14 protein-coding genes and 1 pseudogene are annotated in these 21890 nt (G+C 75.6%); 11 read left to right on the top strand and 4 right to left on the bottom strand.

Features of this window, described 5'->3' with window-relative positions:
- The first annotated feature begins 66 nt into the window (after positions 1–66).
- The 8 genes and pseudogenes from IE329_RS11880 to IE329_RS42015 all read left to right on the top strand — a co-directional run bounded on the left by IE329_RS11880 (position 67) and on the right by IE329_RS42015 (position 12521).
- On the top strand, positions 67–1143 hold the full coding sequence (locus IE329_RS11880) for a protein kinase family protein (RefSeq protein WP_190210833.1): 1077 nt from the start codon (positions 67–69) through the stop codon (positions 1141–1143).
- Between the two features lie 162 nt (positions 1144–1305).
- Positions 1306–2976 (top strand): serine/threonine-protein kinase, encoded by a 1671-nt coding sequence (locus tag IE329_RS11875; protein WP_229927374.1) that lies wholly within the window; start codon positions 1306–1308, stop codon positions 2974–2976.
- A 105-nt stretch (positions 2977–3081) separates the two neighbouring features.
- Positions 3082–4710 (top strand): succinic semialdehyde dehydrogenase, encoded by a 1629-nt coding sequence (locus tag IE329_RS11870; protein ID WP_190210832.1) that lies wholly within the window; start codon positions 3082–3084, stop codon positions 4708–4710.
- A 100-nt stretch (positions 4711–4810) separates the two neighbouring features.
- Complete coding sequence (locus tag IE329_RS11865; protein WP_190210831.1) at positions 4811–6670, top strand: GMC family oxidoreductase; 1860 nt, start codon at positions 4811–4813, stop codon at positions 6668–6670.
- A 317-nt stretch (positions 6671–6987) separates the two neighbouring features.
- The gene (locus IE329_RS11860; protein WP_190210830.1) at positions 6988–8541 is read left to right on the top strand and encodes a hypothetical protein; all 1554 of its coding nucleotides are present in this window, start codon (positions 6988–6990) and stop codon (positions 8539–8541) included.
- A gap of 1192 nt (positions 8542–9733) precedes the next feature.
- Positions 9734–11329, top strand: a complete 1596-nt coding sequence (gene guaA, locus IE329_RS11855; RefSeq protein ID WP_190210829.1) for a glutamine-hydrolyzing GMP synthase — start codon at positions 9734–9736, stop codon at positions 11327–11329.
- A 178-nt stretch (positions 11330–11507) separates the two neighbouring features.
- A pseudogene (locus IE329_RS42020) lies at positions 11508–12029 on the top strand (DoxX family protein); the annotation flags it as partial.
- Positions 12030–12077: 48 nt separating this feature from the next.
- Positions 12078–12521, top strand: a complete 444-nt coding sequence (locus IE329_RS42015) for a QcrA and Rieske domain-containing protein (protein WP_229927383.1) — start codon at positions 12078–12080, stop codon at positions 12519–12521.
- A 65-nt stretch (positions 12522–12586) separates the two neighbouring features.
- Here IE329_RS42015 and IE329_RS11845 read toward each other — a convergent pair whose 3' ends face one another.
- Positions 12587–12904, bottom strand: a complete 318-nt coding sequence (locus IE329_RS11845; protein ID WP_190210827.1) for a hypothetical protein — start codon at positions 12902–12904, stop codon at positions 12587–12589.
- On the bottom strand, positions 12901–14346 hold the full coding sequence (locus tag IE329_RS11840) for a PspC domain-containing protein (protein WP_190210826.1): 1446 nt from the start codon (positions 14344–14346) through the stop codon (positions 12901–12903). Before IE329_RS11840 ends, IE329_RS11845 begins: the two co-directional genes overlap by 4 nt.
- A 132-nt stretch (positions 14347–14478) precedes the next feature.
- Between IE329_RS11840 and IE329_RS11835 the strand changes: the two genes are divergently transcribed.
- Together IE329_RS11835 and IE329_RS11830 are read left to right on the top strand one after the other, a co-directional pair.
- Complete coding sequence (locus tag IE329_RS11835; RefSeq protein WP_229927373.1) at positions 14479–15957, top strand: ATP-binding protein; 1479 nt, start codon at positions 14479–14481, stop codon at positions 15955–15957.
- Positions 15950–16660, top strand: a complete 711-nt coding sequence (locus tag IE329_RS11830; RefSeq protein ID WP_073924255.1) for a LuxR C-terminal-related transcriptional regulator — start codon at positions 15950–15952, stop codon at positions 16658–16660. Before IE329_RS11835 ends, IE329_RS11830 begins: the two co-directional genes overlap by 8 nt.
- Before the next feature lie 86 nt (positions 16661–16746).
- Here the strand turns inward: IE329_RS11830 and IE329_RS11825 are convergent, their stop codons facing one another.
- The gene (locus tag IE329_RS11825) at positions 16747–17679 is read right to left on the bottom strand and encodes an LPXTG cell wall anchor domain-containing protein (protein ID WP_190210825.1); all 933 of its coding nucleotides are present in this window, start codon (positions 17677–17679) and stop codon (positions 16747–16749) included.
- Positions 17680–17871: 192 nt separating this feature from the next.
- Positions 17872–18909, bottom strand: a complete 1038-nt coding sequence (locus IE329_RS11820; protein ID WP_190210824.1) for a C40 family peptidase — start codon at positions 18907–18909, stop codon at positions 17872–17874.
- 277 nt (positions 18910–19186) lie between these two features.
- Here IE329_RS11820 and pcrA point away from each other — a divergent pair, with 277 nt between their 5' ends.
- Entirely contained in the window at positions 19187–21853 is a 2667-nt protein-coding gene (pcrA, locus tag IE329_RS11815; RefSeq protein WP_229927372.1) for a DNA helicase PcrA, read from the top strand.
- Positions 21854–21890 lie beyond the last annotated feature (37 nt).

Genomic DNA, 21890 nt, shown 5'->3' with positions numbered 1-21890 from the left:
GCTGGCGGTGACGAGAGGATCAGCATGCTGGCGGGCCCTGGGCAGGTGTTGGCGGGGCGGTACCGGGTGACGGACCGTCCGGAGTACCTGCGGGTACTCGCGATGGACGAACAGAGCGGCACCTCGGTGCAACTGACGGGGCTGGAGCTGCCCGGACTGCTGACCGCCGTGGACCCGGCGTACGGCGAACCGGGCCACGGCGAGCCGGTCTACGGCGACCCGGTGCCCGCGCAGGGCGAGCGGCTGGTCCGGCGGGTGGCCGCGGTGGCGGCCGGCGTCCCCGCCCACCCGCGGCTGCTCGGCGGCGCCGGGGCCTTCGTGGACGGCGAACTGCTGTGGACGGTGGAGGAGTGCCCGGCCGGCGTCCCGCTGGCCGCCCTCCTGGCGGACGGGCCGGTGCCGCCGTACCGGGTCGCGGAGCTGGCGTCCGACCTCGCGGGAGCACTCCGGGCCCTGCACGAGGCCGGGCTGACCCACGGGAACCTCTCGGCCGACACCGTGCTGGTCTGCGAGGACGGCGCCGCCCTGCTCGGCGGCCTGGACGCCGGCGTCGCCCTGGAGGCGCTCTGCGAGGAGCTGGGCGGCCCGGCGGGCCGGCGCCGGTACGAGGTGCGCGCCGGGCTGCTCGGCCCCCGGACCGAGCGCTGGCCGATGGACGGGGGCCCGGCCGGCGACTGCTGGGCGCTGGGCGTCCTGCTGTTCCGGCTGCTCACCGGCGCCGCGCCGTACCCCGAGGACGACCTGGCGACGCTGCTCGGCGCCGTCCGGGACGACCGGCGGGCCTCCACCCACGGCTGCGGCCCGCTCGGGCCGCTGGTCGAGCGGCTGCTCCAGCCGGACGCGGCGCTGCGGCCGACGGCCGTGCAGACCTGGCGGGAGCTCACCGGGCTGCTCGCGGCCGCCCCGGAGCCGTTCGGCCCGGTGCCGCCGGTGCTGCTGCCGGTGCGCCGTCCGGAGGGGCCGCTGGTGCCCCGCGGGCGCCGGGCCGGGCGCGGGAGCGGGCCGGCCGCCGACACCGGCGGGAGCGGCCCGCCGCCCCGCCCGCCCCGGGTGCCGCCGGCGCTGCTGGGGCCGCTGCTGCTGGCCGCCGTCCTGGTCGCGCTGGTGCTGGCGGTCGGCGCCGTGGTGCTGTTCGCAGGCTGACGAGCCGTGCCGCAGGTCACAGGGCGGTCACGTGGCCGGGGCGGGATCCTCCTGGTGGAACGTCCGGCCTAATCTGTGCGTGAGAGATGTTCGAACGGTGGTCAGCGGTGCACCGGACCCTCCGTCGGGGTGACGGCAGGTGGATGAGGGGGAGCGGTCGCCATGGGTGTTCAGGACAGGCCGGAGACGGCTGCGGAGCAGCGCCTGCTGGCGGACCGCTACGAACTCGGGGAACGCCTCGGCCGGGGTGGCATGGGCACCGTCTGGCGGGCCCGGGACAGGATGCTCGACCGTGAGGTCGCGGTCAAGGAACTGACCGTCAGCCACCTGCCCGAGGAGGAGCTGGAGATCCTCAACGCCCGGATGAAGCGCGAGGCCAGCGCCGCCGCCCGGATCAAGCACCCCGGCGTGATCACCGTCCACGACGTGCTGGAGCAGGACGGCCGGCCGTGGATCGTGATGGAGCTGGTGGACGGCCGCTCGCTGGCCGACGTGATCAGCCAGGACGGCACCCTGCTGCCCCGGGAGGCGGCCGAGGTCGGCGCCCAGGTGCTGGCCGCGCTGCACCGCGGCCACCAACTCGGCGTGCTGCACCGGGACGTCAAGCCCGGCAACGTCCTGCTGGAGCGCGGCACCGGCCGGGTGGTGCTGCTGGACTTCGGCATCGCGACCTACGAGGGATCGGCCGAACTCACCCGCCCCGGCGACCTGGTGGGCTCGCCGGACTACCTGGCGCCCGAGCGGGCCCAGGGCGAGCGGCCGGGGCCGGCCTCCGACCTGTGGGGCCTGGGCGCCACGCTGTACGCGGCGGTGGAGGGGGAGTCCCCGTTCCGGCGGACCTCCCCGCTGACCACGCTGGCCGCGGTGGTCGGCGACCCGCTGCCCGAGCCGCGCCGGGCCGGCGCGCTCGGACCGGTGCTGGCGGCGCTGATGGCCAAGGACCCGGCCGAGCGGCCGACCGCCGACCAGGCGCTGCGGATGCTGGCCGAGGTGACCGCCGGGCACACCATGGGTTTCAAGAAGCCCGAGCCGAAGAGCGCGCCGAAGGTGCCGACCCAGTCGGTGCCGGTGGTGGACCGCACCACCACGCCGCCCGCCGGTACGGCCCCGGAGCCGGCCACCGTGCCGCAGCCGGCCGGCGCGTCCCTGCCGGACGCCGCCGGGCCGCCCGCCGCCGCGGCGCCGCCGGCCGCCCCCGCCGGCCCGGCCCGCCGCGCCTCCAGGGCCCGGCTGGTCCTCCAGGTGGCGGCGCTCGGCCTGGCGACCGCGCTGGTGGCCGGCGGCGCCGCGTACATGGTGACGGCCAAGGACGCCCCGGGCGGCGGGGCCGGCCCCGGGCCGACCCCGACCGTCCAGCAGTCCCCGACCTCCGGCGCGCCGGCCGCGGCCGGCTACCGCTGGACGGAGGACCCGGGCGGATTCCGCTTCCTGCTGCCCTCCGTCGGCCCCGCCTGGGAGCGGACGACCGGTGACAACCAGATCTACTACAGCCCCGACAACAAGGCGCACTACCTGCAGTTCGCCGTCACGGTCGGGCAGTCGACCTCCCCGCTGGAGCACCTGCAGCAGCTGGAGGCCAGCGTCTCCAAGAACCTGACCGGCTACAAGCAGGCCAGGATGGCCGACGCCAAGGTCAAGGGCCACGACGCGGCCGTCTGGGAGTTCTCGTACGCGGCGAAGGAGGGCGGCCGGCGGCACGCGATCGAGGCCGAGTTCATCGACGACCAGGGCACCGCGTACGCCGTCTACCTGTCCTGCCCGGACAAGGACTGGACCGAGGGCGAGCGCCGCTTCACGACGGTGCTGAACAGCTTCGAGCCCGTCGTCCGCTGACGGCGGGCACCGCCCCGGGGCCGGCCGGCGGCACGGGGAAGTTGCCGGAGTTTTCTGGTTACTGGCGGGTACCGAACCGGCCGCCGAGCGCTTAGGCTTCGCCGCATGACGGACCTCACGGCAGATGCACAGGCGCCCGCCCAGCCCGGACGCAACCCCGCGGCGCCCGGCGGCGCCCGCACCGTCGCCTCGGCGGTCACCCCCGCCCTGGTCGCCCGGCTCGCGGCCGGCGTGACCGCGGCCGGCGAGCCCGTGCCGGTGCACACCGTCGCCCCGCTCACCGGCGAGCGGCTCGCCACCCTGCCGCAGTCCACCCCGGCCGACGTGGAACGGGCCTACGAGCTGGCCCGCCGCGCCCAGCAGGGCTGGGCCGCGCTGCCGCTGCGCCGCCGGGCCGCCGTCCTGCTGCGCTTCCACGACCTGCTGCTCCAGCGCCAGGACGAGGTGCTCGACCTGATCCAGGCGGAGACCGGCAAGGCCCGGCTGCACGCCTTCGAGGAGGTGCTGGGCGCCGCGCTGGCCGCCCGGCACTACGGCCGGGCCGCGGGGAAGTACCTGCGGGACCGCCGCCGGGGCGGCGCCGTGCCGGTGCTCACCCACACCGTCGAGGCCCGTCGGCCGAAGGGCGTGATCGGGCAGATCTCGCCCTGGAACTACCCGCTGGAGCTGTCCGTCGGCGACGCGCTGCCCGCCTTCGTGGCCGGCAACGCGGTGGTCAACAAGCCGGACACGCAGACCGCGCTGACCGCCCTGTGGGCCCGCGAGCTGCTGGTCGAGGCCGGGCTGCCGGCCGCCCTCTGGCAGATCGTGATCGGCGACGGCCCGGTGATCGGCCCGGCCGTGGTCGAGCACGCCGACTACGTCTCCTTCACCGGCTCCACCCGGACCGGCCGCGAGGTGGCCCAGCGGGCCGCCGCCCGGTTGGTCGGCGCCTCGCTGGAGCTGGGCGGCAAGAACGCCCTGCTGGTGCTCGCCGACGCGGACCTCGACAAGGCCGCCGAGGGCGCCGTCCGGGCCTGCTTCTCCTCGGCGGGTCAGCTCTGCATCTCGGTCGAGCGGCTCTTCGTGCACCGCTCGGTCGCGGACGAGTTCCTGGCCCGCTTCGCGGCCCGCACCGGCGCGCTGCGGCTCGGCGGCGGCCTCGCCTACGGCGCGGACATGGGCTCGCTGGTCTCCGACCGCCAGCTGGAGGTCGTCACCCAGCACGTCGAGGAGGCGGTCAAGGCCGGCGCGACCGTGCTGGCCGGCGGCCGGGCCCGCCCCGACCTCGGCCCGCTGTTCTTCGAGCCGACCATCCTGGACGGGGTCACCCCGGGGATGGCGGTCTGCGCCGAGGAGACCTTCGGCCCGGTCGTCTCGGTCTACCGCTTCGACACCGAGGACGAGGCCGTCGCGGCGGCCAACTCCACCTCGTACGGGCTGAACTCCAGCGTCTGGACGAAGGACGCGCGGCGCGGGCGGGCGGTCGCGGCCCGGCTGCGCACGGGCACCGTCAACGTCAACGAGGCGTACGCGGCGGCCTACGGATCGGTCGCCTCGCCGATGGGCGGGATGGGCGACTCCGGGCTCGGCCGCCGGCACGGCGCGGAGGGCATCCTGCGCTACACCGAGGCCCAGACCATCGCCAGCCAACGGCTGCTGCCGATCGGCCCGTCGCTCGGCATGGACGACGAGAGGTTCGCCGCCCTGTTCACCACCGGGCTGCGGGCGATGAAGGCCTTCCGGCTCAAGTAGGGCCCCGGGGCCCTCGGGCCCCCGGACCCCGGGGCAGGGTCCGGCAGTCGATCGGTAGGCCGGTGGTGCGCCGGCCGGCAACGCGAAGGAGCAGCGGGCGATGGCAGTGTCACCGGAAGCGACCCCGGAGGGGCGGCGGCCCGCGGAGGCCGACGAGTTCGACTACGACGTGGTGGTGGTCGGCTCCGGCTTCGGCGGCTCGGTCACCGCCCTGCGGCTCACCGAGAAGGGGTACCGGGTCGCCGTCCTGGAGGCCGGCCGCCGGTTCCGGGCGGACGAACTCCCGGCCACCTCCTGGGACACCAGGAACTACCTCTGGGCGCCGGCCCTCGGCCTGTACGGCATCCAGCGGATCCACCTGCTGGCGAACGTGCTGATCCTGGCCGGCGCGGGCGTCGGCGGCGGCTCGCTCAACTACGCCAACACCCTGTACGTACCGCCGAAGCCGTTCTTCGAGGACCGCCAGTGGAGCCACATCACCGACTGGCAGGAGGAGCTGGCGCCGTTCTACGACCAGGCGCAGCGGATGCTCGGCGTCCGGCTGAACCCGACCGTCACCCCGGCCGACGTCCACCTCAGGGCGGCGGCCGAGAAGATGGGCGTCGGGGACACCTTCCACCTGGCGCCGGTCGGGGTGTTCTTCGGCGACGGCAAGGACGCCGTGGACGCCTCCCGGACGGAGTCCGCGGGAGGGACGGCGAAGGCCGCGCCCGGCGCGGAGAGCGAGGACCCGTACTTCGGCGGCGCCGGGCCCAGGCGGCGGGCCTGCATCGAGTGCGGCGAGTGCATGACCGGCTGCCGGCACGGCGCGAAGAACATGCTCACCGAGAACTACCTCTACCTGGCCGAGCGCGGCGGCGCCGAGATCCACCCGCTCACCACGGTGTCCCGGATCCGGGAGCAGGGGGAGGGCTTCGCGGTCGACGTGCGGCGCACCGACTCGCGCTCCCGGGACCGGGCCAAGGCCGGCGCCCGGACCATCACGGCGGCCCGGGTGGTGGTCGCGGCGGGCACCTACGGCACCCAGACCCTGCTGCACCGGATGCGCGACGGCGGTCACCTGCCCGGCATCTCGGCCCGGCTCGGGGAGCTGACCCGCACCAACTCCGAGGCCCTGGTGGGGGCGCAGACCAGCGACCGGCGCTACGGCTCGAAGGCGGACTTCACCAAGGGCGTCGCGATCACCTCCTCGATCCACCCCAACGCCAACACCCACATCGAGCCGGTGCGCTACGGCAAGGGCTCCAACGCGATGGGCGCGCTCTCGGTGCAGCAGGTCCCCGGCGGGGGCCGGGCGCCCCGATGGCTGACCTACGCGGTCACGGCGGCCACCCATCCCGTCAACTTCGTCCGCTCGATGAGCCTGCACCGGTGGTCGGAGAAGACCATCATCGGCCTGGTGATGCAGTCGCTGGACAACTCGATCACCGTCTCGCTGAAGACCAAGGGCCTGGGCAAGGGCAAGCTGACCTCCCGGCAGGGCCACGGCGAGCCGAACCCGACCTGGATCCCGGCCGCCGAGGAGGGCGCCAAGGCGCTCGCGGCGGAGATCAACGGGTTCCCCGGCAGCACCGTCGGGGAGATCCTCGACATCCCGATGACCGCGCACTTCCTCGGCGGCTGCCCGATCGGCGACGCTCCGGAGACCGGTGTGGTGGACCCGTACCACCGGCTGTACGGGTACCCGGGGATCAGCGTGGTGGACGGTTCGGCGGTCTCGGCGAACCTCGGGGTCAACCCCTCGCTGACGATCACCGCGCAGGCCGAGCGGGCCATGTCGATGTGGCCCAACAAGGGCGAGGCGGACCGGCGTCCGGCGCAGGGCGAGGAGTACCGCCGGGTCGCGGCGGTGGCTCCGGTGCGGCCGGCGGTGCCGAAGGGCGCCTTCGGGGAGCTGCGGCTGCCGCTGCTCGCGGTGCCGGCGGTGCCGGCCCGGCAGGCCCCGGCGGAGCCGGACTGACCGCTCCCGGGCGGGAGTTCGGGCCCGTACCGTCGGTGGTTGACAGGCTCGGACGGCCGATGGGATAAACAGGGGCTCATCGAGGGCTTGCGACGACGGGGGACGCGGCTATGGCCATCTGTGCATCGTGCGGGGCTGCTTCGGCGCAGGGGGCGCAGCGCTGCGCGTCCTGCGACCGGCCGCTCGCGCCACCACCGCCGCCGGCCGCACCGCCCGTCGTCCCCCCGGCCGCGCCGCCGGTTGCACCGGCCGTCGCGCCTCCGGTCGCGCCGCCCGCGCCGCCCGTCGCACCGCCGCCGCCCTCCGGCGCCCCGGCGGTGGGCAGTTGGGGTGCGGGCACGGCGCTCGCCCCGGGCGGGGCGCAGCCCGCCGCGCTGCGCTGGTTCACCGGCTCGGACTGGCGCCCGGCGTTGCGGGTGGTGGTCGCACCGACCGTGGTGCTGCTGCTCGCCGCCCTGCTGGCGGCCGTCCCGGGCAGCTACGGCGGTGAGTTCCCGGCGCCGTTCGGCACCCGTTACGGCGGCTCGCTGGCGGCCGCCCTGGCCGCGCTCGGCGCGCCCTTCGAGGGCCTGCTCGCGATGGGGAGCGGGCGGTCGTCGTGGTCGCTCGACTACACCCTGCGGGTCCTCCCGATGACCGTCACCCTGCTGTGGGCGCTGGCGCTCTGGGCCGGGCTGCGCTCCGGGCTGCGCCGCCGGCAGGCCCGGACCGGCGGCCAGGCGGGCCGGGCGTTCGCCTTCGGCGAGGCGGCCAGGACGGGGCTGGTCGCGGCCGCCGTCACGCTGGTGCTGGGCCTGCTCTGCGGCACCCGCTGGCAGCCGGCCGAGCGCGGCCGCGGGAGCTACGACGAGGACCGGTACGAGGGGCTGTTCGGCGGCCCCGCCTTCGACCTGGACGCCGGCTGGGTGCAGGCCCTCGGCTGGACCTTCCTGCTGGCCGGGCTGATCGCGCTGGCCGTGTACGGGACGGACGCCCTGCGCTGGGCGGCCTGGCGCAACGCCGGGGTGCGCGGCTGGGCGGTGGCCGGCCTGACGGCGGGCCGGGTGATCGCCTCGGCGGTGGCCCTGGCCTCGGTGACGGCCTTCGTGATCGTCGCGGTGCAGGGCGAGGGCGGTGCGACCCTCGCCTCGCTGGCCTTCCTGCCCAACCTCGGCCTGCTGCTGCTCGGCTTCGGCTCGGGGGCGACCTTCGAGGCGGGCCGGCAGGGCTACCTGGAGCAGGGCGAGGGTGACGGCTACACGCCCGGCCGGTTCCAGTACTCCTTCTTCGACCTGAAGGACCTGCCGGGCGACTGGCGCTGGACGGCTCTGCTGGCCCTGGCGACGGCGGCCCTGCTCGGCTGGACGGCGTTCCGCCGCCGGCTGGACGTGGCGGACCGGATCCGGCTGGCGGTGGTGCACAGTGCCGCGCTGAGCCTGCTGTTCCTGCTCGCCGGGGCCTCGATGAGCGTCGAGGGGACGAACGAGGGGCGGGCGACCGTGCTGGGCCGGGGGGAGCACTCCTCGGTGGGACTGGTCTTCGGCTCGGCGCTGGCGGCCAGCCTGCTCTGGGCGGCGGCCGGCGCGCTGGCGCTGCCGCCGCTGCTCGCCGCGCTGGGCGCGCGCCGGCCCGCGGCCGGTCCGGGCGGGCCCGCGTCGGCCGCGCCGGTGGTGCCCGCGCAGGGCGGCCACGACGACGACGGGCCGGACGCCGGGGCCCCGGCCGCGGTGGTGCCCGCGCCGGGCGACCTGCTGGACTCGCACGGCGCGGACTCCCTCGGCGCGGGCGCGCGGGGGCAGGACCCGCACGACGGCGTGCGGCCGGCGGGCGGCGGCCGGGCCACGGCCGAGGACTCCTCGGTCTGGCGCAAGCAGGACCCGGCGGACTCGTAGCGGCCGGGGCCGGGAAAGGGCAAAGGGCCCCGCGGGGGAACGGGGCCCTTTGTCGCTCAGCACTCGGCGTCAGGGCTGCGCCGGTGCTGGGGTGACGGCGCCGGGGGAAGAGCGCCGTCGCGGCGGATGGCTTCGGATGTCGCGCCCGCGGCCGGCGTGGGTGAGCCGGGGTGCGGCGCGTGTGCGCGGTCGTGCGCGGCCCGCCGTGCCTGTCCGGACGGGCCAACGCTCACGGAGCGTGAGGTGATAACCGTTGTCGCCGACGGGTTGCGGCGGCACCGGCACGGACCCGCCGCCGGCCTGACCGCGGCCGCCGGGCGAACCCCCCTCAACCAGCATCGTGCTGGACGGGCCCCTTGCTCTGCAACCGGTTCGACGCAGTTCGGCACAGTCCATTTCGCGGCGGGGCCCGCGAGGAGGGCCGCCGGGAGGCCCGTCGGGAGGTCCGCCGGGGGCCGGCCGGGGCGGCGGGCCGGGGTTCCGGGACCGGGCCGGGCACGGCGGGTGATGATCACGTTGAGTAGTTGCCGCGGGCCGGAGCGCACGGGGACGCGCGTAGCGGCGCGCGGCGCCGGGGGACGCGCGCCGTCGGCGCGGACGGGTGCTCCGGCCGGCCCCGGGACAGGGGGGACGGGAGCGGCCCGCGGGCCGGGGCGGGGTGGGTGACGGGGGCGCGCGCGGGACGGGGGCGCGCGCGGGACGGTGGCGCGCCGGGGCGGGACGGTACGGGGGTGCGGCGACCCGCGCCCGGGCGTCCCCGGGCGCGGGCCGCCCCACCTCCTTGGACCCAGTCGCGGCCGGGGTCGCTGTCCCCTGCTGTCCGGTCGCGGCACCCGCGCACGGTCCCACGGCGGGCCGCCTCCCCGGCTGACCGGGACGGCGGCGGCGCCACGTGCGCCGGTGGACTGGCGATGAGCTCCACGCGTGGTCCTGCAAGCCCGTACGGAGCCGCCCCCGGACTGCGGGGCCGAGGCGGCGCACCAGGCGGGTGCGTCGCGGTCGTACGGTCGTGAGGAGAAACGAGCCGGCGGCCCGGGCGGTCACGGTGCCAACAGGGTGACGTACCGGGTGAAGCGGGGGGCCCCGGGCGGGCCGGTAGACTGGGGGCCGACACCCCCACATACCACCCGCCGCCGCCCTGCCGGGCGCCGTGGCGTGTGGCACCTCCCGTTCCGCTGCCGGAAGGCCGTTCGTGTCCTCTGCTACCCCCGACCACTCCGTACCGCCGGCCGACACCGTCCTGGTCGTCGACTTCGGCGCCCAGTACGCCCAGCTCATCGCCCGCCGCGTCCGTGAGGCCCGGGTCTACAGCGAGATCGTGCCGAGCACGATGCCCGTGGAAGAGATGCTGGCCAAGAACCCCCGGGCGATCATCCTCTCCGGCGGCCCGTCCTCCGTGTACGCCGAGGGCGCCCCGACCGTCGACCGGTCGCTGTTCGAGTCCGGGGTCCCGGTCTTCGGCATGTGCTACGGCTTCCAGCTGATGGCCACCACGTTGGGCGGCACCGTCGACGACAACGGCGCCCGGGAGTACGGCCGCACCCCGCTGACCGTCTCCAAGACCGGCTCGACCCTCTTCGAGGGCACCCCGGCCGAGCAGTCGGTGTGGATGTCGCACGGCGACGCCTGCTCGGCCGCGCCGGAGGGCTTCACCGTCACCGCGTCCACCGACGTGGTCCCGGTCGCGGCCTTCGAGAACGACGAGAAGAAGCTGTACGGGGTCCAGTACCACCCCGAGGTGATGCACTCCACGCACGGCCAGCAGGTGCTGGAGCACTTCCTCTACCGGGGCGCCGGCATCGAGCCGAACTGGACCACCACCAACGTGGTCGAGGAGCAGGTCGCGCTCATCCGCGAGCAGGTCGGCAGCAAGCGCGCGATCTGCGGGCTCTCCGGCGGGGTCGACTCCGCGGTCGCCGCCGCGCTGGTGCAGAAGGCCATCGGCTCGCAGCTGACCTGCGTGTACGTGGACCACGGCCTGATGCGCAAGGGCGAGACCGAGCAGGTCGAGAAGGACTTCGTCGCGGCCACCGGCATCCAGCTGAAGGTCGTCGACGCCGAGGAGCGCTTCCTCGCCGCCCTCGCCGGGGTGAGCGACCCCGAGACCAAGCGGAAGATCATCGGCCGCGAGTTCATCCGGGTCTTCGAGCAGGCGCAGGCCGAGATCGTGGCCGAGGCCGGCGCGTCCGGCGAGGACGTCGCGTTCCTGGTGCAGGGCACGCTCTACCCGGACGTGGTCGAGTCCGGCGGCGGCACCGGCACCGCGAACATCAAGTCGCACCACAACGTCGGCGGCCTGCCCGACGACATCGAGTTCGAGCTGATCGAGCCGCTGCGCAAGCTGTTCAAGGACGAGGTCCGGATGGTCGGCCAGGAGCTCGGCCTGCCGGAGGAGATCGTCCAGCGCCAGCCGTTCCCGGGCCCGGGCCTGGGCATCCGGATCGTCGGCGAGGTCACCAAGGAGCGTCTGGACCTGCTCCGCGAGGCCGACGCCATCGCCCGCGAGGAGCTCACCGCGGCCGGCCTGGACCGCTCGATCTGGCAGTGCCCGGTCGTGCTGCTGGCCGACGTCCGCAGCGTCGGCGTGCAGGGTGACGGCCGCACCTACGGCCACCCGATCGTGCTGCGCCCGGTCTCCTCCGAGGACGCCATGACGGCCGACTGGTCGCGGGTGCCCTACGAGGTGCTGGCGAAGATCTCGACCCGGATCACCAACGAGGTCGACGAGGTGAACCGCGTGGTGCTGGACGTCACCAGCAAGCCGCCGGGCACCATCGAGTGGGAGTAGTCTCCCGCCGGACTGAACAGCCGCGCCGTCGCACCCGTACCCATGGGAGCGACGGCGCGGCCGTTCGCGGTGCGGGGGCCGCCCGTCGGGTGGGCCCTCCCACCGAAAACGCTCGGCAACGGGCAGAATCGGACCGGATCTGTCAGGGGGCTGACGGGCCGAGAGGGAAGGTGGAGGCATGTCGCAGGCCAGCAACGACCGGCCGGGCGGTACGGAGCCCGGTGGCGGCGACCGGGTGGAGCGGCTCAGGCGGCTCGCCTCGCAGTACGCGCTGCTGCCGCTGCGGCTGTTCCTCGGGGTGACCTTCGTGTACGCCGCGCTGGACAAGCTGTCGGACGCGCACTACCTGGCCGGCGCGGGCGACCCGGCCTCCTTCGTCTCGCAGACCCAGGCGGTGAAGGCGGCCAGCCCGGTCTCCTTCCTGCTCGGGCCCGCACTGGACGCGCCGACCTTCTTCGCGCTGCTGATCGCCTTCGGCGAGCTGGCCGTCGGGCTCGGCACCCTGTTCGGCCTCTGGGGCCGGATCGCGGCCACCGGCGGCGCGTTGATCAGCGCCGGCCTCTGGTTCACCGTCAGCTGGGGCGTCACGCCGTACTACCTGGGCAACGACCTGGCCTACCTGATGGCCTGGACCCCCCTGGTGCTGGCCGGCACCCCGTACCTCTCGGTGGACGGCTACCTCGTCGCGCGGGCCCGCCGGGACCGTGCCCGGGGCCTGGGCGGCCGGCAGATCCGGCGCCGCTCCCTGGTGGACGGTTCGATCGCGGCGGTGGCGATCGGCGGCGCCGGGCTCCTCGCCGGATCGCTGACGGCGACCTTCGGGCGGGACAGGACGGTCAAGCCCCGGCAGACGGCCGCGCCGACCCCGGTGCCGGCCGGCCCGGTGGCCTCGGTGGCGGTCTCCGCCGTCCCGGTCGGCGGCTCGGCCCAGGTCAAGGACCCGGCCACCGGCGACGCCGTCTACCTGGTCCAGCCGACGGCCGGCCAGTACTGCGCCTTCTCCTCGGTCTGCACGCACTCCGGCTGCGCGGTCGACGCCCCGAAGAACGGCCAGATGTACTGCCCCTGCCACGGCTCGAAGTTCGACGCCGCCACCGGCGCGGTGATCAACGGCCCGGCGACCAAGCCGCTGCCCAAGTACACCGTCACCAAGGAGGGCGACAAGCTCAACCTGGGCCCGCTCCAGACCTGACCGGCCGCCCCCGCGGTGGCCCTCCGGGCCGCCGGACCGCTGAGCCGTCCCCCGCCGGGGACGGCTCAGCGGCCGTCCGCCCCGGGGCGCTCGCCGTCCAGCAGGCCCAGCTCGCGCAGGTGGGCGTCCAGGTCGCCCTCGGGGGTGCCGGGGGCGCCGGGCGCCGTCCGCGGGGCCGCGGGCGCCTCGGTGCGGCCGCGCCGGGCCATCGCCAGCACCGCGCCGGCCAGGCCCGCCGCGCCGAGCACGATGAACGTCACCGGGATGACTATCCGCCCGTTCACCGAGAAGTCGTTCAGCGACGCCACCAGGTAGAGCGTGGCCACCACGGTGAAGAGGGCCCCCGCGATCAGCGAGAACAGGTCGAGCCGGTGCTTCCTCATGCCTGGACCACCTTGATGTCGCCGAGCCCGACCGTCAGCGTGAGGTCGAGCGTCCCCTTCGGTGCCTGCCCGTTCAGCGGGTGCAGTTCGTACGTGCGGTCGTTGCTGTCGCCGGTGTCGTCGATCCCGGTGATCTGTACGTTGCCGAGGATGTGCCTCGCCCGCACCTCGACCACGACATCCGGGGGTACGAGGACGGTCAGGTCGCCCGCGCCGACCCGGGCGGTGGTGCTCAGGGTGCCCCCGGCCGGGTCCAGCCCGCGCAGGTCGAGCGTCGCGCTGCCGGCGCCCAGCCGGTACTCCCCGTGCAGCTCGCCCGCGGTCGCCGGCGCCCAGACCCGGTCGCCGAAGGCGTCGCCGACCGTCGCCCGGGAATGGCCGGTCGAGGCCAGCGCGACGGTCAGCAGCAGGGCCGGCACCACCAGCCCGCGGGCCCGGCCGAACTTGGCGCCGACCAGCAGGGTCAGGCCGATGCCGAGCAGCAGCGCCGCCATCACGGTGCTGAGCAGCACGTCCTTGCCGAGGCCGCCGGGCCGGACCCAGACCGCCGCGCAGACCCCCAGCGTCACCAGCAGGCCGAGCGTGCCCAGCGAGGAGCGGTCGCGGCAGCGCGCGGGCGGCGACGGCCGCCCGGCGCGGGCCGGGGCCGGGCCCTTGCGCAGCGGGTCGCCCTCCGGCAGGTCGGTCCGCTGCCACCAGGGCCGGGCCGGGGCGCCGGGCGCCGCGGCGGGGCCGGGGTACGGGCCCGCGTACGGGTTGCGCTCGGGGTGGCGCGGGTCCCACAGGTAGCCGGTCGGGCCGGGGTGCGGGGTGTCCAGGGGGACGGTGCCGGCCTCGCGCTCCCGGGCGTGCCGGGCCCGGGCCTCGGCGTCCTGCCGGTCCTCGGCCCCGGCCGGCCCGCCCGCCACCGCCGGTCCGTCCTGGAAGGGCGCCTGCGGGTACAGCCGGTCGTACGGGCCGCCGTGCCGCCGGCCGCGCCGGCGCCGGCGCGGCCGCCCGCCGCGCCGGTGCTCGGGGTCGTGGCGCACCGCGAGGAAGACCAGGCCGCCGAGCAGCAGCAGCGGGAAGAGCTGGTCGCCGTCGCCCATCGAGGAGAAGAAGACCCCGGTGCCGATCACGGTCAGCAGCACCGCGCCGATCGACTGGCCGTCCACCCGGCCGGTCAGCACCCGCTGCAGCTCGGTGCGCCCCTCGCGGCCCTCCCGGGGCTCGGCCGGCATCACCAGCCAGGCCAGTCCGTAGAGGAAGAGGCCGAGCCCGCCGGAGAGGCAGAGCACCGCGATCACCACCCGGAACACCACCGGGTCGATGTCCAGGTGCCGGCCCAGGCCGCCGCACACGCCGGCCACCACACGGTGGTGCTCGCTGCGGGTCAGCGGGGGGCGCTCGGTCTCCGGCGGGGAGAGCGGCCCCGCCCCCGGCGTCTGGTGGTCGTCCGTCATGCCTCCATCCTGGTGGCCCGCGGGCGGTTGCCCAACCGTTGCCGGCCCTGTCCGGACCCTGACTTGTCCCTGAGAGATCCTCGGGGCTCACCCTGATGCGCCCGGGCCCGCGCCCGTGTGACCATCGGTGGCGTGGCAGCACCCGGTACCGATCCCAAACCCCACGTCCCTGACACCCCGTCGGCGGCGGGTGGCGACCCGGCCCTCCCGGCCGAGGGCCGCCCGCCCTACCGCCGGCTCTACCGCAGCCCGCACGGGCGGATGCTCGGCGGCGTCGCGCACGGCCTCGCCGTGCACCTCGGGCTGCCGGTCACCTGGGTGCGGGCCGCGTTCGTGCTGCTCTTCTTCGCGCAGGGGATCGGCGCCCTGCTGTACGCGGCGTTCTGGTTCGTGGTGCCGATCGGCATCGGCGAGCCGGCCCCCGGCAGCGCCGCGCACTGGGCGTACGTCAACGGCGCCTTCGTGCCGGCCGCGCCGGGCCAGAGCGGCAGTGCGCTGCGCAAGGGCGGGCCGGGCCGGGTGGCCCGGCTGCGGGAGCTGCTCCAGCGGACCTTCCAGGGCGAGCCCGCGCTGCCCGCCGCGGCCGCCCCGCCGGTCCAGGAGGGGGCCGCGGCGCCCGCGGAGCGCGACGGCGCCGGGAAGCAGGGCCTGGGCCAGCTCGCCGCCCTGGTGATGCTGGTGATCGGCATCATGGCGCTGCTGAACGCGCTGAACATCCAGACCGCCAAGCCGTACACCTGGCCGCTGCTGGCGATCGGCGTCGGCGTCGCGCTGGTCTGGCGCCAGGCCGACGACTCGCGCTGGCAGCGCTGGTTCGGCCTGGAGGAGGGCGAGCGGCGGCGCGGCGCCTACACCAGGGTCGGCGCCGGCGTGCTGCTGGTGGTGGCGGGCATCATCGGCTTCCTGATCCTCCAGGGCACCGGTTCCACCATCGGTTCGGTGATCGAGGCCTCGATCGCCGTCCTCGCCGGCGTGCTGGTCCTGGTCGGCCCGTACGCGCTGCGGATGTGGCAGGACCTCGGCGCCGAGCGCACCGCCCGGATCCGGGCCCAGGAGCGGGCCGAGATCGCCGCGCACGTCCACGACTCGGTGCTGCACACCCTCACCCTGATCCAGCGCCGGGCGGAGGACCCGAAGGAGGTGCTCCGGCTGGCCCGCGCGCAGGAGCGCGAGCTGCGCCTGTGGCTGTACCGCCCGGAGGCCGCCGCCGAGGCCGCGCCGGACACCCTGGCCGAGCGGATCCGCGAGGTGGTCGCGGAGGTCGAGGACCGGCACGGGGTGCCGGTGGAGCTGGTCTGCGTCGGCGACTGCCCGATGGACGAGCGGATCTCGGCCCAGATGCGCGCCGCGAGGGAGGCGATGGTCAACGCGGCCAAGTACGGTGGCGGGGGACCGGTCCAGGTCTACGCCGAGGTGGAGGGGCGCACGGTGTCGGTCTTCGTACGCGACCACGGGCCCGGCTTCGACCCGGACGAGGTGCCGGAGGACCGGATGGGCGTTCGCGAGTCGATCATCGGCCGGATGAAGCGCAACGGCGGCACCGCGAGGGTGCGGCCCGCGCCGGACGGCGGGACCGAGGTCGAGCTGGAGATGGAGAGAGCTGATGACTGAGCCTGCAGGTGGGGCCATGGGGGTACCCCCGGCCGAAGGCGCGGGGAGGGTGGCCCGGGTGGTCCTGGTGGACGACCACCGGATGTTCCGCACGGGGGTGCGGGCCGAGATCGGACGCACCGAGGTGACCGGGATCGACGTGGTCGGCGAGGCCGACGACGTCGAGTCGGCGGTCCGGGTGGTCGCCGAGACCAGGCCGGACGTGGTGCTGCTCGACGTCCACCTGCCCGGCGGCGGCGGGGCCGAGGTGCTGCGGCGGTCCGCCTCGCTGATGGCGGACCCGCAGGGGGTGCGCTTCCTCGCGCTGTCCGTCTCGGACGCGGCCGAGGACGTGATCGGGGTGATCCGCGGCGGCGCCCGCGGCTACGTCACCAAGACCATCACCGGGACCGACCTGGTGAACGCGATCTTCCGGATCTCCGACGGCGACGCCGTCTTCTCGCCGCGGCTGGCCGGCTTCGTCCTGGACGCCTTCGCCGCCACCGACACCCCGCCGGTCGACGAGGACCTCGACCGGCTGACCCAGCGCGAGCGCGAGGTGCTGCGGCTGATCGCCCGCGGCTACGCGTACAAGGAGATCGCCAAGCAGCTGTTCATCTCGGTGAAGACGGTGGAGAGCCACGTCTCGGCGGTGCTGCGCAAGCTCCAGCTGAGCAACCGTCACGAGCTGACCCGCTGGGCGACGGCGCGCCGGCTGGTCTGACGGGGGTTCACGTACGACGCGGGCCCGCCGCTCCGGTGACGGAGCGCCGGGCCCGGTGCATGTCCGGCGCGCGTGCGGCCGAGGGGTCAGCCGCGGGCGCGGCGACGGGCGACCAGGACGCCGCCGGCGCCGAGCAGGACGAGGGCGCCGCCGGCCCCGATCAGCGGGCCGGTGCTGCGGCTGCCGCCGGTCTGCGCCAGCCGGGCGGGCGCGGCCGGGGGCACGGCGGGCGACGCGGCGGGCCCGGCAGCGGCGGCCGGCGTGCTGCCGGCCGGTGCCGGGGCGGTGACGGCGGCCGGGGCGACGGCCGGGGCGGGCGTCGCGACCGGGGCCGGGGCCTTCGCGGTGCGGGTGGCTTTGCCGGCGGGGGTGGTCCTGGCGGTGGGCCCGGCCGCCGGGCGGCTGATCCTCACCGTGCGGCGGTCCGTCAGCCCCGGGGTCTCGGAGACGGCGGTGTGGCTGTCGGTGAGCACCTGCAGCTCGGTCCGGTCCTGCGGGGCACCGGGGGTGAGCGCCAGCCGGATCTGCACCACCGCGGTGCCGCCGTCGTCCAGCCGCTGCCGGTAGGCCGGTTCGGCCTCGACCACCCCGGTGCAGTTGACCGAGAGCTTCAGCCGCTCCCAGCCGCCGCCCGGCACCAGCATCTCCACCCGCACGTCCTGCGGCGTCAGGGCCCTCGCCCGCCCGGGGGAGTGGATCCCGAAGCTGGGGCGCACCCCGGACTGCACCCCGCCGGTGGTGTTGTGGATGCTGACGCCGAACGAGGCCCAGGCGCCGCCGGCGTCGACGGAGCGGGCGCTCCCGGCCGTGAAGGCGGCGTCCGGCGCGACCGGGTGGACGCCGTCGTGGACGACGGCGCCCCCGGTCAGCCGGCCGTCGGCGCAGGCCCAGGCGGTGTCCGCGGGGAGCAGCTGGACGGCGCCGCCGAGGAGCAGGGTGGCGGCCAGGCCGACGATCTTGGACCGGCGGGAGATCGAGGGGGCGTTCTTCGTGGAAGTGGAGATGGCGGACGCGCGCATGATGTGTTCCCCGGAGGCGTGGTGCTGACGACGTGGTGGGTGAAGGTGACCGGCCCCGCTCGTTACGAGCGGAGTGCGCCCCCCGGCTGCGCCGGTCTCGCTCTCCGTGCCCTTCCTCCCTGAAGACGTCCGTCCGCCCCGGAGGTTGCAGGCGGGGCCGAAGTTTTTCCGGATGATTGTCCGGCGGCGTGGTCAGGACGGCCGGACGGCGCCCGCGAAGGGCATCACGTCGATGCTCTCGTAGCGCACCGGAGCCCCGGGGTGCGGTGCGTGGATCATCCGGCCGCCGCCGGTGTACAGGCCGACGTGGGTGACGCCCGAGTAGAAGAACACCAGGTCACCGGGCTGGAGTGCGTCCCGCGGGATGCGCCGGGCGGCGTCGATCTGGTCGTAGGTGGTGCGCGGCAGGCTGACCCCGGCGGCGGCCCAGGCGGCCTGGACCAGGCCCGAGCAGTCGTACGAGCCGGGGCCGGTGGCGCCCCAGACGTACGGCTTGCCGAGCTGGGCGCGGGCGAAGGCGATCGCCTCGGCGGCCCGGCCGGAGGCGGCGACGGCGCCCGGGTCCGGGCCGAGGTCCGGCCGCGCGCTGTCACGGGAGGCCCGGTCGGCGGTGCCGCGCTCCTCGGCGGCGAGCCGGGCGAGCAGGGCCTGCGCCCGGTTCAGCCGGTCCTGGACGGTGGCCTTCTCGGCGGCCAGCTCGCGTTGCCGGGCGTCGAGGTCGGCGAGCCGCAGCCGGGCCTCGGCCGTCCTGGTGTCCAGCGCCAGCCGCTGCCGGCCGAACTCCTCCAGCACCTGGCGTTCGACGGCGCCGGCCTGGTCGAGCATGCCGGCGCGCTGCAGGAACTGCCGCGGGTCGTCCGAGAGGGCGAGCTGGAACCCGGGCGGGAAGCCGCCGCCGCGGTACTGCTCGGCGGCCAGCTCGCCGAGCCGCTCGCGGGTGGCCTCCATCGCGGCGGCCCGCCGGGCGACGTCGTCCTGCAGCGCGGTCACCTGCCGCTGCAGGGCCTCGGCCTGTTCCCTGGCCCCGTCGTAGCGCTGGGTGGCCTGCTCGGCCTCCTGGTACAGCCCGTCCAGCTGCGCCCGGACCTGCTCGGGGGCCGGCCGCGGCTCGGCGTGCCCGGCGGGGGCGAGGACGGTGACGGAGGCGGCGGCCGCCCCCACCACGCCGGCGGCCGTCCGGCGGGCCCGGCCGGTGAGGGTGCTGCACCTGGGTTTCCTGTGCGACGCCATGGTGGCGTCCTCCTTTCGTCCGGCCTGGCGCCGGAGGGGCCGTCCGGCTCGGGCCGGCCCGTACCGGCGGCACCGGCCGGCTCAGGACGGGCACGCTAGCGCCACGACGGGCCGCGAGGGCCGCACGTCACGGCCCTGACCCGATCTGTCCGGAACTGTCCGCTTCGGTGCCGGACGGAGGCGGATCGGGGCGCCGGCCCGGTCGGAGCCCGACCGAACCGGCGGCCCCGGTGATCCGGCCGGGGTTGTCAGTCGTGGGTCATAGACTCGGAGTGCCATGAGTAGCCTCTTTGACGACCTCCCGCTCCCCGGCTTCGAGCTGCCCGCCGCCCGGAAGCCCGCCGGCCCGAAGCGGCCCGCCGCCGCGGGTGCCGCGCCCCTGGACGAACCCTTCGACCCGCCCGTCGACGAGGAGCCGCCGCCGTACGAGGAGGACGTCCCGTACACCGCGTACGAGGAGGCCATCCCGGCCGACCTCTTCCGCACGGACCACGCCGCCGAGACCGAGCGCGACGCCTGGTACCGCAACGGCCACGCCCGCACCGTGGTCGACCCGGCCCAGCTGCTGGAGGGCATGAACGACCCGCAGCGCGAGGCGGTGCTGCACGCGGGCGCGCCGCTGCTGATCGTGGCCGGCGCCGGCTCCGGCAAGACCCGGGTGCTCACCCACCGCATCGCCTACCTGCTCGGCGCCCGCCACGTGCAGCCCGGCGAGATCCTGGCGATCACCTTCACCAACAAGGCCGCCGGCGAGATGCGCGAGCGCGTCGAGCAGCTGGTCGGCCCGCGGGCCCGGGCGATGTGGGTGTCCACCTTCCACAGTGCCTGCGTGCGGATCCTGCGCCGGGAGAGCAAGCTGCTCGGCTTCACGTCGAGCTTCTCGATCTACGACTCGGCGGACTCGCAGCGGCTGATGGGCCTGGTCTGCCGGGACCTGGACCTCGACCCGAAGCAGTACCCGCCGAAGTCCTTCACCTCGAAGATCAGCAACCTCAAGAACGAGCTGATCGACGAGGAGACCTACTCCGCCCAGGCGGCCAACCCGACCGAGAAGAAGCTCGCCGAGGCGTACTTCCTCTACCAGCGGCGCCTGCGCGAGGCCAACGCGCTGGACTTCGACGACATCATCATGACCACGGTGAACCTGCTGCAGGCGTTCCCGGCCGTCGCCGAGTACTACCGCCGCCGGTTCCGGCACATCCTGGTCGACGAGTACCAGGACACCAACCACGCCCAGTACATGCTGGTCCGCGAGCTCAGCGGCGGCACCGCCGGCGCGGCGCCGAAGCGCACCGTGGACGGCGACCTGGTGAACCCGGCGGCCGCGGCGGCGGCCGAGGTGCCGCCGGCCGAGCTGTGCGTCGTCGGTGACGCGGACCAGTCGATCTACGCCTTCCGCGGCGCGACGATCCGCAACATCCTCCAGTTCGAGGAGGACTACCCGAACGCCACCACCATCCTGCTGGAGCAGAACTACCGCTCCACCCAGACCATCCTGAGCGCCGCCAACGCGGTCATCGAGCGGAACACCAGCCGCCGCGAGAAGAAGCTCTGGACGGCCGGCGAGGACGGCGAGAAGGTCGTCGGCTACGTCGCGGACGACGAGCACGGCGAGGCCCAGTTCATCGCCGACGAGATCGACCGGCTCACCGACGCGGGCCACGCCCGCCCCGGCGACGTGGCGATCTTCTACCGGACGAACGCGCAGTCCCGGGTGTTCGAGGAGGTGTTCATCCGGGTCGGCCTGCCGTACAAGGTGGTCGGCGGCGTCCGCTTCTACGAGCGCAAGGAGGTCCGGGACGTCCTCGCGTACCTGCGGGTGCTCTCCAACCCCGAGGACACCGTGCCGCTGCGCCGGATCCTCAACGTCCCCAAGCGGGGCATCGGCGACCGCGCCGAGGCGATGATCGACGCCCTCGCCGCCCGCGAGCGGATCAGCTTCGCGCAGGCGCTCGTCCGGGTGGACGAGGCGTACGGGATGGCCTCGCGCTCCGCCAACGCGGTGAAGAAGTTCAACACCCTGATGGCCGGGCTGCGCCAGGTCGTCGAGTCCGGCGCCGGCCCGGCCGCCGTGCTGGAGGCGGTGCTGGAGGAGACCGGCTACCTCGCCGAGCTGCAGTCCTCCACCGACCCCCAGGACGAGACCCGGGTGGAGAACCTCCAGGAGCTCGCCTCCGTCGCCCTGGAGTACGAGCAGGACCCCGGCGAGCGCCCGGAGGCCGAGGAGGGCGACGCCACCCCGCCGCCCGGCTCGCTCGCCGACTTCCTGGAGCGCGTCGCGCTGGTCGCCGACTCCGACCAGATCCCCGACGAGGACGACGACGGTGCGGGCGTGATCACCATGATGACCCTGCACACCGCCAAGGGCCTGGAGTTCCCCGTCGTCTTCCTGACCGGCATGGAGGACGGCATCTTCCCGCACATGCGGGCGCTCAACCAGGTGAAGGAGCTGGAGGAGGAGCGGCGGCTCGCCTACGTCGGCCTGACCCGGGCCCGGCAGCGGCTCTACCTGACCAGGTCGGTGCTGCGCAGCGCCTGGGGCCAGCCCTCGTACAACCCCGCCTCGCGGTTCCTGGAGGAGATCCCGGAGCCGCTGGTGGACTGGAAGCGGATGGGCGCGGCCTCGGCGCCGCCGTCGCGCGGCTACTCCGGCGGCTCGGGCTCCGGCGGGTTCACCGCGGGCAGCTCCGGCTCGCGGGCCGGCTCGCGCGGCGCCGCGAACACCGCCTCGCCGAAGGCCGGCTGGGGCCAGTCGGCCCGCCGGGTCACCGAGCGCGAGGTGGTGGGCCTGGCGGTCGGCGACCGCGTCACCCACGACACCTTCGGCCTCGGCACGGTGGTGGCGACCGCCGGCGTCGGCGACAAGGCGCAGGCCACCGTGGACTTCGGCACGGCCGGCCGCAAGCAGCTGCTGCTGCGCTACGCGCCGGTGGAGAAGCTCTAGGGTCCGGTCCGGTCCGGTCCGGAGGCCCCGGACCGGC

Source organism: Kitasatospora indigofera (assembly GCF_014655955.1).
GTDB classification, from domain to species: domain Bacteria; phylum Actinomycetota; class Actinomycetes; order Streptomycetales; family Streptomycetaceae; genus Kitasatospora; species Kitasatospora indigofera.
Note: the sequence above shows the minus strand (reverse complement) of the source record. Positions and strands in the feature narration are given on the sequence as shown.